This is a genomic window from Staphylococcus sp. HMSC063A07 (assembly GCF_001836955.1).
Lineage (GTDB): Bacteria > Bacillota > Bacilli > Staphylococcales > Staphylococcaceae > Staphylococcus > Staphylococcus lugdunensis.
The window spans coordinates 326,688-342,794 of the sequence record NZ_KV830932.1 but is presented as its reverse complement, the minus strand read 5'-3'; the positions used below and the strand labels follow the sequence as shown (position 1 = coordinate 342,794).

Below are 16,107 nucleotides of genomic sequence, written 5' to 3'. Positions count from 1 at the left end.
CGTCATTTTAATGATTAACTTGTTAATAGGTCGTTCTTACTTTAATTTGATGAGATATCAAGTGTTAGAGGAACTTGAATTAGAAGAGCAACATCATACTAGCAAGTAAATAACTTATATTTTAAATAAGAAGGTGAATACCTATGATTATAATTATTACAGTGGGTCTGTTCATTCTAAGTTGTGCAGCATATTTTATTGTTAGAGAATGCTTAGATTTACTTAAAAGGAAGAAATATGTGAAAGCTGCATTATTATTTATAGGTTATATGGTAGTGTATGAAACATATGTTTACTTTGATAACATTGGTATGGTTGAGATGGATAATGTGAAGAGTATTGTGTTTTGGTTGTTCTTACTAAGCAGCTATTTATCAGCGCATTATTCTATATTAAAACCCAACAGAATAAGATTGGAAGAGGTCAAAAATACGGCAAGAATATTACATAAATATGATAAAGAAAAAGCTGAAAGTTTAAGAACTGATCTAAAATACGGAAAAGATATTGCACGTGCAGGTGCTATATGTTCATCTATTTTTATTATGTCAATAGCGATGAAAGTTAAACAAACCACTGAACGCACGAATGATGATTTACGTTATTTTGTAGAACGCTCACTTAATGACACAATGTCAATTGCATTTGCAATCACTTCTATTGTATTTGTCTTGATTTTTATTTATTTCATCATAGACATTTATTTTTGGGTGAATCGTGGCATCTTTCATGGCTATGTGGTTCGACCCATTATTATGTTTGGGTGGATGATAATCTTCGCAATTGTTATAGCTCAATATCGATAAAGATATATACTTAATGTTGCTTAATCTGTTAAAAAGTAGAAGCTACTATTAATAGGAGGGATGATGGCATGGAAGAGACTTATCAAGCATTGAGAAAACCAGCAACTCAAGCTATGAATATGTTGGCTTTAGGCTCAATTCTTTTTAGTTCTATACAATATTTTGTTGGTCTCACTTTAGCAGCAACAGCTAATTATTTAATTATAGCAACTTCTATAGAACTTTTAATAATTTTTTGTGGCTTGTTGCAGTTATTCTTCCCTAAAATTCCTAGTGATCGAAAAAAGATAAAAAAGAGAGCCCTGATATTTATGATAGTGGGCATACTTTCTACATATAGCAGTTATTTATCTTTTTATAATATTTACTTTTTTATCGAGGGTAATACTCAAGAAATTAGAATATATTGGATATTAGGAACCGTTATAGCCATTATTTGTTTTTCTGCACATATTTTAAGTTTAATTTTTATGACGATTACGCCGAGTTTTATTAAAGATAAGACGCTCTTAATTCTGTTTTTAAAATTTGTTGCGATCTTATTATATGTTCAAAAGGCAATAGAGTTTTTTATTATACCTGATCATCAAGGTAATAGATTTTTAATGATTGGATTGCTATTATTGATTCCATTAATGAACTATATTTGTACATATTTTTATTTGTTATTTGGTGAGATATTAACGAGTAAAGAAATGGGTTACAGGATTGAAAGCAAGTAATCCAGTGAAAATAAGCATCGGTTAGCAACTTATGGTGAATTTAGCTATGAGTTTAAAAATGATTTGAACTTATCGAGTCTCATTATAGACTGTGTCACCCAAAATATATGATTATTTCATAATGAATTTGAATTTACTTTATTCAGTTTGTAATAACATAATTTAAATTAAAACTTATAATGTGTTATTCGCACGTCATCGTCGCTAACACTTATAAGTTTTTTGTATATTGGCTAAGGGAACTTATGCGTTTATGGTGTTTAATTGTTGGGAATATTTTATATAATATAACATTTTTATTCATTGCAGAGGAGCATGTTGTATGATTATTGCAATTATTTGTTTAGTTGTGTTGTCGTTCTTCTTTTCTATTGGTGAAACCACTTTAAGTACGGTGCATCGGACGAAATTTCAAACTGAAGGCGAGCAAGGTGATAAAAAAGCATATCGTATTGCACGATTTTTAGCGCATCCAAGTGAAGCGATGACGGCGTTACTCATTGGTCGTACGATAAGTATGACGCTGTTGACTGTGCTAGTAGCAGCGGTATCTTATCATGCACAATGGCACTTAGGCCTCACGCTTACAATATATGCTGTATTTGTTATTTTATTTGCAGAAGTGATACCTAAATCTATTGCTGCAAATTTCGCTAATCGCATTATGCGTATGATTTTTCCTGTTGTACGTGTGTTTGTCGCAATCTTGCGTCCAATCACTTTATTATTGGATGCGATAACGAAAGGGTTGAATCGACTTATTGCGAATGGAAGTGAACCAGAAGCGCAATGGTCTAAAGCGGAGATTCAAATGATGTTTGCAGTGGCTCAGCGTGATGGGGCATTGAATGAAATTGAAAGTGAACGTTTAAAAGGGGTTATGGCGTTTAGTAATTTAAAGATTAAAGATGTTAATACGACGCCAAGAGTAAATGTCACTGCATTTTCAAATATCACACCTTATGATGAAGTCTATCAAACGGTCATGAATGAACCTTATACGCGTTATCCAGTATATGATGAAGATATTGATCATATTATAGGCGTGTTTCATTCGAAATACTTACTGTCTTGGAGCAAAGATCCGAGTCATACTATTGATGAATATATTGCTGAACCACTGTTTGTCAATGAACACAATCGTGCAGAATGGGTGTTGAGAAAAATGACAATAAGTCGAAAACATTTAGCGATTGTGCTTGATGAATATGGTGGTACAGATGGTATTGTTTCGCATGAAGATTTAATTGAAGAAATGTTAGGCATGGATATTGAAGATGAAATGGATAAAGAAGAACAAGAAAAGTTACAACAACAACGTTTAAAACATCAGCACCTGCATCAACAATTTCAAAGACGACGGTAAATTTGGAGGATACAAGATGAAGCAGTTGACAACGCAATTCACAAAATATTTGAACGTTCACTATCCTATCATTCAAGCAGGCATGGCTGGCAGTACTACACCCGAATTAGTGGCTGCCGTGAGTCATCAAGGTGGGCTTGGCACGATTGGTGCAGGCTACTTTGATACTGCGCGATTAGAACAAGAAATCCAAGCAGTTCAGGCATTAACTTCGGAACCATTTGCAGTGAATTTATTTATTCCGAGTGATTATCAGTATTCAGAGGCTGAGGTGGCACAAATGAATGCTTGGCTGAAACCTTATCGTCGTGCACTTCAACTAGAAGAACCCACTGTAAATATTACTGAGGAACAACGTTTTAATGCTGCGATTGATTTAGTGCTTCAATACCATGTGCCTGTATGTAGCTTTACATTTGGCATACCGAATCAAGAAATCATTGAACGACTAAAAGCAGCACAAATTGTGACGATGGGTACTGCAACATCAGTAGATGAGGCAATCGCAATTGAACAAGCAGGTATAGATATCGTAATTGCCCAAGGTAGCGAAGCAGGAGGACATCGTAGTAGCTTTTTACCTACAACTCAAGGGCAACAATCAATGATTGGTACAATGGCACTTGTACCACAAATCGTTGATCACGTAGATATTCCTGTTATTGCTGCAGGTGGCATTATGGATGGCCGTGGCATTTTGGCAAGCTTGATTTTAGGTGCCTCTGGCGTACAAATGGGCACAGCTTTTTTAACGTTGCAAGAAAGTGGTGCACGCCCAGTATTAAAGCAAGCCATTCTGAATAGTAAAGAGACGGATACGGTCGTGACAAATGTATTTAGTGGCAAATATGCGCGTGGTATTAATAACAATTTTATTCAATCCTTTAAGAATTATAATGGTAAAATCCCTGATTATCCAATTCAAAATCAGTTGACAACATCGATACGTCAACATTCAGCACAAAAGCATAACGATGCATGGACGCACTTATGGAGTGGACAAGCACCACGACTGGCTATAGATAGTCATGTAGCTGGACTTTTTGATAAATTGTTGACAGAGATAGAAGCATTACGTTGCCAATTTTAAATCGTTTATCATTGATAAATCTAAGTTGATATAATGAAGTAATAAATTCGATTGTGGTATGATTGTACTGGTGATGAATATGATTAACATTGGCTTAACTGGTTGGGGTGACCATGAGACGTTATATGAAGATATTGGACGCCAAGCTGATAAACTTCAAACGTATGCAGGTCATTTTCCAATTGTTGAATTGGACGCCTCTTATTATGCGATTCAACCTGAAAGAAATATATTAAAGTGGATTAAAGAGACACCAGAGACGTTTAAATTTGTTGTCAAAATACATCAAGCGTTGACGTTACATGCGGATTATAAAGATGTTGCGACATCGCGCAAAGCGTTGTTTGAGCAATTTAAAGCAATGATTGAACCCCTGCAAACGCATGATAAATTAGCGTTGGTGTTAGTTCAATTTCCGCCTTGGTTTGATTGCTCGATGGAAAATGTAACTTATTTACGGTATGTACGCCAACAATTATTAGATCTTCCTGTATGCATTGAATTTCGTCATCAATCATGGTTTGATGCGGTACATAAGGAACAGACATTACAATTTCTTGTCGACCATCAATTTATTCATGCGGTTTGTGATGAACCACAGGTGAAAATGGGTTCGATTCCAATGGTTAATCGTATTACTCATGATATCGCCTTTGTACGTTATCATGGGCGCAACACTCAAGGCTGGACTAAAAAGGATATGACAGGCCAAGAATGGCGAGATGTGCGGTATTTATATGATTATAATCAACAAGAATTGCAAGACCTCGCGCATAAAGTTGAAATATTAGCGCAAAAAGCTAAGACAGTATATGTCGTGTTTAATAATAATTCTGGGGGCCATGCGGCTAAAAATGCCAAAACATATCAACAGATGCTTGGAATAGATTATACAGGTTTGGCACCACAACAACTAAAATTATTTTAAGAGGCGAAATCAATGGTATTAACTTTTATTTTTCTTATTTTAATTGGCCTACTTTCTGCTGTTATTGGTTCATTAGTAGGTATTGGCGGCGGTATCATCATTGTACCTACGCTTGTTTATTTAGGTGTGGAACATCATCTTTTACATGGCATTACGCCTCAAATTGCTATTGGGACGTCATCCGTGATACTCATTGTAACAGGATTATCGTCATCTCTAGGCTATTTGAAAACGAAACAAGTCGATATTAAAAATGGCTCTATTTTCCTATTTGGCTTATTGCCTGGGTCATTAGCGGGTTCGTTGCTTAGTCGCTATTTAACATTAGAGTCATTCAATTTATATTTTGGTATTTTTATGATTCTTGTATCCATTATATTGATGGAACGTCATAAAATAAAACCAATTAAACTATTTGATAAGCCACAATATCGTAAGTCTTATACGGATTCGGAAGGTGTAACTTATCATTATAGTGTTCCACCGCTTGTGGCTTTTGTCGCAACCTTATTTATTGGTGTGTTAACAGGATTATTTGGCATTGGCGGCGGTGCATTAATGACGCCATTAATGCTGATTATCTTTAGATTTCCACCACATGTTGCTGTCGGCACAAGTATGATGATGATTTTCTTTTCTAGTGTGATGAGCTCAATTGGTCACATTTTTCAAGGACATGTGGCTTGGGGCTATTCTATTATTTTAATTATCTCAAGTTATATTGGCGCACAAATTGGAGTGAAGATCAATCATTCTATTAAGTCTGAAACGGTAGTCATGTTGCTTAGAACTGTCATGTTATTCATGGGGATTTATCTTATTTTTAAATCATTGATGTAAATTACAAAGGGGGTAGTACTGTGAAGTTGACGATTTATCATACGAATGATATACATAGTCATTTGTACGAATATGCACGCATTCAAGCTTATTTACAGACACATCGCCCAGCGCTTCAACATCCTTCTCTTTATATAGATATTGGGGATCATGTCGATTTATCTGCCCCTGTGACAGAAGCAACATTAGGGAAAAAGAATGTTGCGTTATTAAACGAGGCACAATGTGATATTGCAACCATTGGTAATAATGAAGGGATGACGATTTCGCATGAAGCTTTGAATACATTATATGATGATGCGCATTTTAAGGTGATTTGTACGAATGTTCTTGACGAACATGGACAATTGCCTAACCATATCGCAACTTCATATATTCAAAACATCGAAGGGACACGGATTCTTTTTGTTGCTGCAACCGCACCATTTACACCATTTTATCGTGCGCTAGATTGGATTGTGACAGATCCACTTGAAGCGATTAAAGATGAGATTCAATCACGTCAAGGACAATATGATGTCTTAATTGTGATGAGTCATGTTGGTGTCTTTTTTGATGAACAATTATGTCAAGAAATACCAGATATTGATGTTATTTTCGGGAGCCATACGCATCACTATTTTGAACATGGTGAAATAAATAATGGTGTGCTGATGGCTGCCGCTGGAAAATATGGTCACTATTTAGGTGAAGTTACGCTAACCATTGAACAACATCAAGTCATTGCGAAAGAAGCAATGCTACATCCGCTCGACACATTGCCCACTGTCGAAACACACTTTGATGAGGAAGGTAAGGCACTGCTAAATGAACCTGTGATTCACCATCCAGTTCACTTAGAAAATAAAACAGATGTCATTACCCAAACAACCTATCTTCTCGCTGAAAGTGTCTTTGAATTTACAAATGCAGATTGTGCGATCATCAATGCGGGATTAATTGTTCAAGGTATTCAGGCTGACCAAGTGACCGAGTACGATATTCACCGTATGCTACCACATCCTATTAATTTAGTAAGGGTAAAAGTCACAGGTACAGAATTGAAAAATGTGATTATAAAAAGTCAAAAGCAAGAATATTTACATGAGCATGCACAAGGTTTAGGCTTTAGAGGAGACATCTTTGGCGGTTATATTTTATATAATTTGGGTTTTATAGAATCAGAAGCACGTTATTTTATCAATGGAGAAGACATTGATGATGAGCAATACTATACGTTGGGAACGGTTGATATGTACACGTTTGGCCGTTACTTCCCGATGCTAAAAGGATTGCCAACAGAATATTTAATGCCAGAATTTTTACGCGATATATTTAAAGAAAAGTTATTAAATTATTAAATTTATTGCGTATTACGTTTTAATTTAGGGTAAATTTAGTTATAATGAATGAAGATTGATTATTCAGGAGGGTAAGCGTTGTTATGGCTACAAGAAATGAAGAAATTTTACGTAAACCAGATTGGTTGAAAATTAAGCTTAACACGAATGAGAACTACACTGGCCTCAAAAAAATGATGCGAGAAAAGAATCTACACACTGTTTGCGAAGAAGCAAAGTGTCCAAATATACATGAATGCTGGGGAGCAAGACGTACGGCAACGTTTATGATTTTAGGTGCGGTATGTACAAGAGCATGCCGTTTCTGTGCTGTTAAGACGGGATTACCTAATGAATTAGACTTAAATGAGCCAGAACGTGTGGCAGAATCGGTTGAACTGATGAATTTAAAACACGTGGTTATTACAGCAGTAGCACGTGATGACTTAAGAGATGCGGGTTCAAATGTTTATGCTGAAACAGTGCGCAAAGTACGTGAACGAAATCCATTCACAACGATTGAAATCTTACCATCTGATATGGGTGGGGATTATGAAGCGTTAGAAACATTAATGGCATCACGACCAGATATTTTAAATCACAATATCGAAACAGTACGCCGTTTAACACCAAGAGTACGTGCACGTGCAACATATGACCGTACACTCGAATTCTTACGTCGTTCAAAAGAATTACAACCAGATATTCCTACGAAATCAAGTATTATGGTAGGTTTAGGTGAAACGACTGAAGAATTATTACAAGCTATGGATGATTTACGTGCAAATGACGTAGACATTTTGACAATTGGTCAATATTTACAACCATCTCGTAAGCATTTAAAAGTTCAAAAATATTATACACCTCTAGAATTTGGTAAGTTACGTAAAGCAGCTATGGATAAAGGATTCAAACACTGTGAAGCTGGACCAATGGTACGTAGCTCATATCACGCAGATGAACAAGTTAATGAAGCGGCTAAAGAACGTCATCGCTTAGGAGAAAAGCAATTAAATCATCAACAATAATCGAATAGACTGTGGAAATTGAGTTGGCAGAAGTATTATGTGAGCCACTATCAGCTATGGTCATTCTTATCAATAAAAGGGCTTAGTTTGTACGAGAGTGATTAACTGTCGTATTTGCTAAGTCTTTATTATCATATAAAGGTGAGTCATTTATGATTAAAGTAAACCAGCAATATTTTGAAATCATTGAGGACTATCGTGACTGCTTTGATGAAGAATTATTTGCTGCTAAATATGCAGATATTCTCGATAAATATGACTTTGTTGTCGGAGATTTTGGTTACGAACTGTTAAGACTCAAAGGATTTTATAAAGATAGTAACAAAAAGGCTGAAATTTCAAAACGCTTTTCAAGTATTCAAGATTATATCTTAGAATATTGTAATTTTGGCTGCCCATATTTTGTTCTACAGCGTCTTTCAGAAGACGAGGTTAAAACTCGATTAGGTGAGTCAGACACACAAATTAACAGTGAAGACAAACTACACGATGTCAAAATAGCGCCATCCATACCAGCAGAATCTCAACAAATAGAAACCAATAAAGATTAATTGGCACAGACAACATAGCATCAACAGAGTAACTTTCAAAACGAAAGTCCACAAGTAAAGCGAGAAAACAAAGTTAACATCAACTTTTGTTTCCTCGCTTTTTTCATGCTTTGATAACATGTTTATGACACAGCATTGAATCATGAACATGTTATTGTATGACTTCATTTAAATATTCGGTTATTTCAGTGGCTTCTGCATCAGAAACACCAAGAATATAGGCGATATAACCATCTTCTTCAAGGTCATCTGTGCCGATAATTCCAAATTTATTGGTCTGCATATTCAAAACTAATGTCTTTCCATAATGACGGTCTGTTTGAACTAACATCAAATCATAGCGACTATGTTCACCGACAAAGCCTACAAATTGCACTTGACTTTGTTCTTCATCGTCATATAAATACATATCTATCATAAAGTGGTGCTCCTTTATTTAAGGTTATTTATTTAGTATAACTACAAATGAAGTGTGCTGCAAAATTATGATATGATAAAGACATTAAGAGGTGACTAAGCATGTATTTTGTAGACAAAGAAAAATTAACACAGAAATTAAATTATTTAAGGCAGTTAACGCAAGATTATCAAGATCATAAAGATAATCCTTATGCTTTTGAGCGCATTGCACAAATTCTAATTGAAGCATCTGTCGATATTGGTAATATGATTATCGATGCTTTTATTTTAAGAGATCCTGGTAATTACAAGGATGTAATTGATATATTAGCACTTGAGGGTGTGATTACATCTGAAACACAAGCTGCAATCAATCAAACAATCGAAGTGCGTAAGCAATTTGCACATGATTATATTACTTTACAACATGATACACTTGAACCTCTGTTTGATGATGCACTACCGTATTATGACAACTTTATATATGAAGTATCATTATTTTTAGAACAGGAAAGTGTACCAGTGACAGCTTTTGGAAAAGGAGACAATTAACAATGAAACACTATAAAGGATATTTAATAGATTTAGATGGGACGATGTACAAAGGTACAGAGGAAGTTGACGGAGCAGCACAATTTATTGATTATTTAAATCAGCAAGGCATCCCTCATTTATATGTAACGAATAACTCGACCAAGACACCTGAAGAAGTAACAGCTAAATTACGCGAGATGCATATTGATGCTAAACCTGAGGAGATTGTGACTTCAGCATTAGCTACGGCAAACTTTATTGCCAATGAAAAAGCAAATGCCTCTGTATATATGATTGGTGGTAGTGGTTTGAAAGCAGCATTACTAGACCGTCGTTTAACATTAAGACGAGATAAACATGTCGATTATGTAGTGATAGGATTAGATGAACAAGTTACCTACGATAAACTAGCGATTGCAACACTTGCTGTACGTGAGGGTGCCACATTTATTTCAACTAATCCGGATGTTTCTATTCCTAAAGAAAGTGGTTTATTACCTGGTAATGGTGCTATTACAAGTGTCGTTAGCGTCTCTACTGGGCAACAACCACAATTTATTGGTAAACCAGAACCAGTTATAATGGATATTGCACTTGATATACTTAAATTAGATAAAGCAGATGTTGCCATGGTCGGGGACTTGTATGATACAGATATTATGTCTGGCATCAATGTTGGCGTGGATACAATTCATGTTCAAACGGGTGTAACCTCATTTGCTGAAATTCAAGAAAAAGATGTTCCGCCAACTTATTCGGTAAAAGATTTAAATGAAGTGATTCGACAATTACAACAATAGTCAGGGACACATAAAGGAGGCTGAATGATGGTTAAAATACTTGTTACCAGAAAAATCCCAGACCACTTTGTCCAGCAATTAGAACAATTTGGGGAAGTAGAGATGTGGGATAAGGCACTTGTACCAATGCCTAGAGCACAGTTTTTAACAGCTATTAAAGATGCAACAGCGTGTTTCATTACGCTCAGTGAACAAATTGATCACGAAGTTATCGCACAAGCGCCACAGTTGCGTATCGTTGCAAATATGGCAGTTGGCTATGATAATATCGATATTTCACTAGCAAAGTCACGCGATATTGTGGTAACCAATACACCAGATGTACTTACAGAAACGACAGCAGAATTAGGGTTTACCTTGATGCTTAGTGTTGCGCGACGTATTGTTGAAGCAGAAAAATATGTTCAAGATGGTCGATGGACTAGCTGGGGTCCTTACTTATTATCTGGTAAAGATGTGTACGGTTCGACTGTTGGTATTTTTGGCATGGGTGCCATTGGTCAAGCATTTGCAAGGCGTTTAAGTGGCTTTAATACGCGTACGCTATATCATAATCGTTCAAGAAGAGAAGATGTTGAGCGTGAATTAAAAGTCACATATGCTGATTTTGACACATTATTAGAAGAAAGTGATTTTGTCATATGTACAGCACCATTGACAGCGGAAACGAAGAACAAATTTAATGCTGAGGCATTTCAAGCGATGAAACAAGATGCAATCTTTATCAACATTGGTCGAGGTGCAATAGTAGATGAAGACGCACTTGTATTTGCACTTGAACAAGGTGATATCGCAGGATGCGGCTTAGATGTTTTACGTGAAGAACCTATTAATGAGAAACATCCATTATTATCTATGCCGAATGCCGTCATTTTACCGCATATTGGCAGTGCATCAGTGAAGACGAGAAATCGTATGATTCAATTATGCGTTGATAATATCGTGGCTGTTTTACAACAACAGGCGCCATTAACACCGGTTACTAGCCATTAAATTATGATACAAGCAGAGCTTTTACATGTTGTTATTTAATAGCATGTAGAAGTTTTTTGCGTATATAACAAAATTGTTATGTCATATGTAATTGTGTGTTTCGTTAATAAGACGTAAAATAAAATATGTTCTACAAATAGTGTAGTGCAAGTCTTTGCAATAGTGTTTTTAAAGATAACATTGCAGGCTTGTCAAAAAATAGATATAATAAGTTGTAAAAATAATATATAAATCTGAAACTAATTATACTTATTATAAAAAGTGGCGCAGCAAAAGATAAGCTGTGCATCTTAATTTTGAATGAGTGAGGTGCGATATGAAAGCCCAACAAAAAGAAACTTCAGAAACATTTAAAAAACTTAAACCATATTTATTAACATTGCTTTATTTAGCTATATTCATAGCATTGTATTTAATTTATGGTACTGGCGATACACAGAATAACTTCATTTATAATGAATTTTAATGAGGGAGAATATAACATATGAACGATATCATTTCTAAATTAATCGATATTGAGCAAGCGCAGCCGAATCAAGTTGCTGTAAGACATATGAATGACGAATTAACTTATAAGGAATTACTTGAGGAATCAAGTAAACTAGCACATCAATTACAAGGCAGTCAACAACCAATGATTTTATACGGCCATATGTCTCCGTACATGATTGTTGGTATGCTTGGTGCTATCAAAGCAGGTTGCGGCTACGTTCCGATTGATACATCGGTGCCAGCTGAACGTGTAAACATGATTATTGATAAAGTTGAACCACAGTTCATCTTTAATACCGTTGATGAACCATTAACATATGATGGGGCGAAGACGATTACGACTCAAGATGTCAAAGAATCAAACAATCCAATCGTATTCGATAGTCAAATGACTGAAACAGATACGGTATATACTATCTTTACTTCCGGTTCAACTGGTGAGCCTAAAGGTGTTCAAATTCAATACGCAAGCTTGATTGAATTTGCTGAATGGATGGTATCGTTACATCAAGAAGATGGTGGCCAAGAATGGTTAAACCAAGCACCATTTTCATTTGATTTATCAGTGATGGCAATCTATCCATGTTTAACATCTGGTGGCACACTAAATCTTGTAGATAAAGATATGATTAAAAAGCCTAAGTTATTAAATGACATGTTAGTGGCTACACCAATTAACACTTGGGTATCTACACCATCATTTATTGAAATGTGCTTATTATTGCCGACATTGAATGAAAATGATTACCCAAGCTTAAATCATTTCTTCTTCTGTGGTGAAATTTTGGCACATAGAACAGCTAAGGCTTTAGTTGATAGATATCCACACGCTGTGATTTACAACACATATGGTCCGACTGAAGCAACTGTAGCTGTTACAAGTATTCAAATCACACCTGATGTATTAGCGCAATATAATCCACTTCCAGTAGGTGTTGCACGTCCAGGTACGACGTTATCTATAACTGATGAAGACGAACTTGTTATTAAAGGTAACAGCGTGAGCCTAGGTTATTTAAAAAATAAAGCTAAAACAGATGCTGCATTTAAATATGATGATGGCATTCGCCATTATTATACAGGGGATAAAGCCAAAGAAGACAACGGCCTATGGTTCATTCAAGGACGTATTGATTTCCAAATTAAAATGAATGGTTACCGTATGGAACTTGAAGAGATTGAAGCACAATTACGCCAATCTGATCGAGTGAGAGAAGCTGTTGTAGTGCCAGTATACCGCAATGATAAAGTTGTTCACTTAATTGGTGCTGTTGTTCCAACGCAACACGTTGAAGATGATATGGCTATGACTCACGCATTGAAATCCGAATTGAAATCTCGTTTACCCGAGTATATGATACCGAGAAAATTCGTTTGGATGGATCATTTACCACTTACTTCAAATGGTAAATTAGATCGTAAAGCTATTGCGGAGGTTGTAAACGGATGATTCCATATGGTACGTTTACGTTCTTTTTAATTGCATTTATTGTACTCTTACCAGTGATTATACTCGGATTTTTAGGTAAGCGTAGTTATATATACAACGGCATTAGTACAGCCATTATGATTGTCATTATCTTTGCTTCAGATAAGTATCATTTCTTTGGTACGAAATATATTAGCGTCCAGTTAATATGTTTTATTGTGTATTTAATTTATCAAACAGCGCTGATTATGTTTTACTTTAAATCGAGACAGAAAAATAATACATTTGCAAAATTTACTGTAATTATGGTTCTGTCTATCTTGCCATTAGCAGTGGTTAAAATATTGCAAAGCTCTTGGCTAGGTGGTCATCAAATTCATTTCCATGAACATAAATTAATTGAATTTGTAGGGTTCTTAGGTATTTCTTATGTAACTTTTAAAAGTGTTCAATTAATTATGGAAATTCGAGATGGCTCGATTAAAGAAATAAAAGTTGGCAAGTTAATGCAATTTATTTCATTCTTCCCAACGGTATCATCTGGTCCAATCGACCGTTACAAACGTTACGTGAAAGATGATAAGAAGATTCCAACAGGTGAGCAATATCGTGAGTTGATTTTAAAAGCGATTCATATGATAATGTTAGGGTTCCTATATAAATACATTATTGCGCATTTAATTCAATTCTATGCGATTAATCCATTGATGATGGATTTACATGGATTTACGCATAAATGGCTGTATATGTATGCGTATAGTTTCTATCTGTTCTTTGACTTTGCTGGTTACAGTTTATTTGCGGTAGCAGTCAGCTATATCTATGGCATTATGACACCGCCAAACTTTAAACAACCATTTAAAGCTAAAAATATAAAAGACTTCTGGAATAGATGGCATATGTCGCTATCATTCTGGTTTAGAGATTGCATTTACATGCGTGCACTGTTCTACATGTCAAAGAAAAAATTATTAAAAAGTCAATTTGCCATGTCTAATGTAGCCTTTTTCCTAAACTTCTTTATCATGGGTGTCTGGCACGGTTTAGAATTATTCTATATCGTCTATGGTATCTATCATGGTTTAATGTTTATTGGTTACGGCTATTATGAACGCTGGCGCAAGAAACATCCTGCACGTTGGCAAAATGGATTTACAACTGCCTTAAGCATTGTTATCACTTTCCATTTTGTAGCATTTGGATTTTTAATTTTCTCAGGAAAACTGATATAAAAGGAGTAATTAATTATGGAATTTAAAGAACAAGTATTAGATGTATTAGCTGAAGTTGCTGAAAATGATATCGTCAAAGAAAACCCTGATGTAGAAATTTTCGAAGAGGGGATTATTGATTCATTCCAAACTGTAGGACTGTTATTAGAAATTCAAAACAAATTAGGTATTGAAGTTTCAATTATGGATTTTGATCGTGATGAGTGGGCGACACCAAATAAAATTGTGGAAGCATTAGAAGAATTACGATGAAATTAAAACCGTTTTTACCGATTTTAATTAGCGGTGTGATATTTATCATCTTTGTCTTAATGCCGTCAAGCTGGTTTACGGGATTGGTGACAAATAAAACACTGGCAAATAATAGACTTGCTTCAACGGATCAAGTGCTTAAAGGTACGCTCATTCAAAACAAATTATTTAAATCAAACGATTATTACCCAATTTATGGTTCAAGTGAACTCAACAAAGAAGATCCATTTAATCCAGGTATTGCACTTAATGGTCGTAAAGGGACTAAACCTGCATATTTACTTGGAACGGGTGGTTCAACAGACTTGATTAACGCTGTTGAGTTAGCAGCACAATACGATCAACTAAAAGGTAAAAAAATTAGTTTAATTATTTCACCGCAATGGTTCACTGATCATGGTTTAACAAATAAGAACTATGATGGACGTATGTCTGCGAACCAAATCGATCAATTGTTCAAGCAATCTAAAATGCCAGCTGAGTTGAAACAACGCTACGCGAAACGGTTATTACAATTTAAGCATGCTAAAAATAAAGCATTTTTAAAACAACTAGCAAAACACCCAGATCAAGATCATGGCAATTATATTTCTCAATTCAAAGGTGAGCAAATCAAAAAGATTGAAGCAATCAAATTATACTTTGGTTTCGACAAATCACCGTTGTCACATGTTGAACCAGTGACATCACCGAATGCTTCTTGGAACGAGATGAATCGCAAAGCGACAAAAATTGCAATCGATCATTCGAAATCCAATAAATATGGCATTAAAGATGAATATTGGAAACTAATTAAGGAAAATAGACGTAAAGTAAGACGTGATTGGGAGTTTAATATTAATTCTCCAGAATTTAACGACTTAAAATTACTTGTAGATACGATGCGTGAAGCAGGTGCAGATGTTCAATACGTCAGCATCCCTGCCAATGGAAAATGGTACGATCATATCGGTATTCCACATGAACGTCGTCAACCTGTTTACAACAAAATTCGTGAAACAGTAATTAATAATGGTGGTCAATTGTATGATATGACGGACAAAGAATATGCGAAACATTACATTACTGATGCCGTTCATATAGGATGGAAAGGCTGGGTCGACATGGATAGACAAATCGACAAGCATATGAGAGCACCTTACAAAGCACCACATAAACCGCATCACGATGATCAAGATCATCAATAAATATAAGTAAGATGTATTGAATATAACAATAGCACAAAGACGGTTTTTAATTTCAAATCGTCTTTGTGCTATTTATTTTGGGATTTATGTTCCATATTGTCATTTTTTAGAGATTTATATCTCAGTATTTTGGTTCTTG

General features: G+C 35.2%; 18 protein-coding genes. 17 read left to right on the top strand and 1 reads right to left on the bottom strand.

The window, feature by feature from the left end; all coding sequences use genetic code 11:
* Positions 1-143 precede the first annotated feature (143 nt).
* From HMPREF2597_RS11560 to HMPREF2597_RS11520, 9 genes are all read left to right on the top strand, one after another.
* Positions 144-806 (top strand): DUF5080 family protein, encoded by a 663-nt coding sequence (locus HMPREF2597_RS11560; RefSeq protein ID WP_002478477.1) that lies wholly within the window; start codon positions 144-146, stop codon positions 804-806.
* 68 nt (positions 807-874) lie between these two features.
* Complete coding sequence (locus tag HMPREF2597_RS11555) at positions 875-1,528, top strand: DUF5079 family protein (RefSeq protein ID WP_002478476.1); 654 nt, start codon at positions 875-877, stop codon at positions 1,526-1,528.
* Positions 1,529-1,850: 322 nt separating this feature from the next.
* Complete coding sequence (locus tag HMPREF2597_RS11550) at positions 1,851-2,894, top strand: hemolysin family protein (RefSeq protein WP_002478475.1); 1,044 nt, start codon at positions 1,851-1,853, stop codon at positions 2,892-2,894.
* Positions 2,895-2,910: 16 nt separating this feature from the next.
* A complete protein-coding gene (locus HMPREF2597_RS11545) occupies positions 2,911-3,984 on the top strand; it encodes an NAD(P)H-dependent flavin oxidoreductase (RefSeq protein ID WP_002478474.1) in 1,074 nt (357 codons plus the stop codon).
* Positions 3,985-4,063: 79 nt separating this feature from the next.
* Complete coding sequence (locus HMPREF2597_RS11540; RefSeq protein ID WP_012990908.1) at positions 4,064-4,912, top strand: DUF72 domain-containing protein; 849 nt, start codon at positions 4,064-4,066, stop codon at positions 4,910-4,912.
* A gap of 12 nt (positions 4,913-4,924) precedes the next feature.
* Positions 4,925-5,752: a sulfite exporter TauE/SafE family protein gene (locus HMPREF2597_RS11535; RefSeq protein WP_002478472.1), complete on the top strand. Its 828-nt coding sequence runs from the start codon at positions 4,925-4,927 to the stop codon at positions 5,750-5,752.
* A gap of 20 nt (positions 5,753-5,772) precedes the next feature.
* A complete protein-coding gene (locus tag HMPREF2597_RS11530) occupies positions 5,773-7,092 on the top strand; it encodes a bifunctional metallophosphatase/5'-nucleotidase (RefSeq protein ID WP_002478471.1) in 1,320 nt (439 codons plus the stop codon).
* Positions 7,093-7,175: 83 nt separating this feature from the next.
* On the top strand, positions 7,176-8,099 hold the full coding sequence (gene lipA, locus HMPREF2597_RS11525) for a lipoyl synthase (protein WP_002459589.1): 924 nt from the start codon (positions 7,176-7,178) through the stop codon (positions 8,097-8,099).
* Positions 8,100-8,251: 152 nt separating this feature from the next.
* Positions 8,252-8,650: a YutD family protein gene (locus tag HMPREF2597_RS11520; protein ID WP_002478470.1), complete on the top strand. Its 399-nt coding sequence runs from the start codon at positions 8,252-8,254 to the stop codon at positions 8,648-8,650.
* Positions 8,651-8,801: 151 nt separating this feature from the next.
* Here HMPREF2597_RS11520 and HMPREF2597_RS11515 read toward each other — a convergent pair whose 3' ends face one another.
* The gene (locus HMPREF2597_RS11515) at positions 8,802-9,068 is read right to left on the bottom strand and encodes a DUF3055 domain-containing protein (RefSeq protein WP_002459587.1); all 267 of its coding nucleotides are present in this window, start codon (positions 9,066-9,068) and stop codon (positions 8,802-8,804) included.
* Positions 9,069-9,169: 101 nt separating this feature from the next.
* Between HMPREF2597_RS11515 and HMPREF2597_RS11510 the strand changes: the two genes are divergently transcribed.
* The 8 genes from HMPREF2597_RS11510 to dltD all read left to right on the top strand — a co-directional run bounded on the left by HMPREF2597_RS11510 (position 9,170) and on the right by dltD (position 15,968).
* A complete protein-coding gene (locus HMPREF2597_RS11510) occupies positions 9,170-9,601 on the top strand; it encodes a DUF86 domain-containing protein (protein WP_070817306.1) in 432 nt (143 codons plus the stop codon).
* Positions 9,602-9,603: 2 nt separating this feature from the next.
* Entirely contained in the window at positions 9,604-10,383 is a 780-nt protein-coding gene (locus HMPREF2597_RS11505; RefSeq protein ID WP_002459585.1) for a TIGR01457 family HAD-type hydrolase, read from the top strand.
* A 27-nt stretch (positions 10,384-10,410) separates the two neighbouring features.
* Positions 10,411-11,376, top strand: coding sequence for a 2-hydroxyacid dehydrogenase (locus HMPREF2597_RS11500; RefSeq protein WP_002478469.1), 966 nt, complete (start codon positions 10,411-10,413; stop codon positions 11,374-11,376).
* A gap of 316 nt (positions 11,377-11,692) precedes the next feature.
* A complete protein-coding gene (locus HMPREF2597_RS11495; protein ID WP_002459583.1) occupies positions 11,693-11,842 on the top strand; it encodes a teichoic acid D-Ala incorporation-associated protein DltX in 150 nt (49 codons plus the stop codon).
* Positions 11,843-11,860: 18 nt separating this feature from the next.
* Complete coding sequence (gene dltA, locus HMPREF2597_RS11490; RefSeq protein WP_002459582.1) at positions 11,861-13,318, top strand: D-alanine--poly(phosphoribitol) ligase subunit DltA; 1,458 nt, start codon at positions 11,861-11,863, stop codon at positions 13,316-13,318.
* Positions 13,315-14,529 (top strand): D-alanyl-lipoteichoic acid biosynthesis protein DltB, encoded by a 1,215-nt coding sequence (gene dltB, locus HMPREF2597_RS11485; protein WP_002459581.1) that lies wholly within the window; start codon positions 13,315-13,317, stop codon positions 14,527-14,529. The genes dltA and dltB overlap by 4 nt, the downstream gene beginning before the upstream one ends.
* Positions 14,530-14,544: 15 nt before the next feature.
* Entirely contained in the window at positions 14,545-14,781 is a 237-nt protein-coding gene (gene dltC / locus HMPREF2597_RS11480) for a D-alanine--poly(phosphoribitol) ligase subunit 2 (protein ID WP_002459580.1), read from the top strand.
* Positions 14,778-15,968 carry a D-alanyl-lipoteichoic acid biosynthesis protein DltD gene (dltD, locus tag HMPREF2597_RS11475; protein WP_002478468.1) on the top strand — a complete coding sequence of 397 codons (1,191 nt, stop codon included), beginning with the start codon at positions 14,778-14,780 and terminating at the stop codon, positions 15,966-15,968. Before dltC ends, dltD begins: the two co-directional genes overlap by 4 nt.
* Positions 15,969-16,107 lie beyond the last annotated feature (139 nt).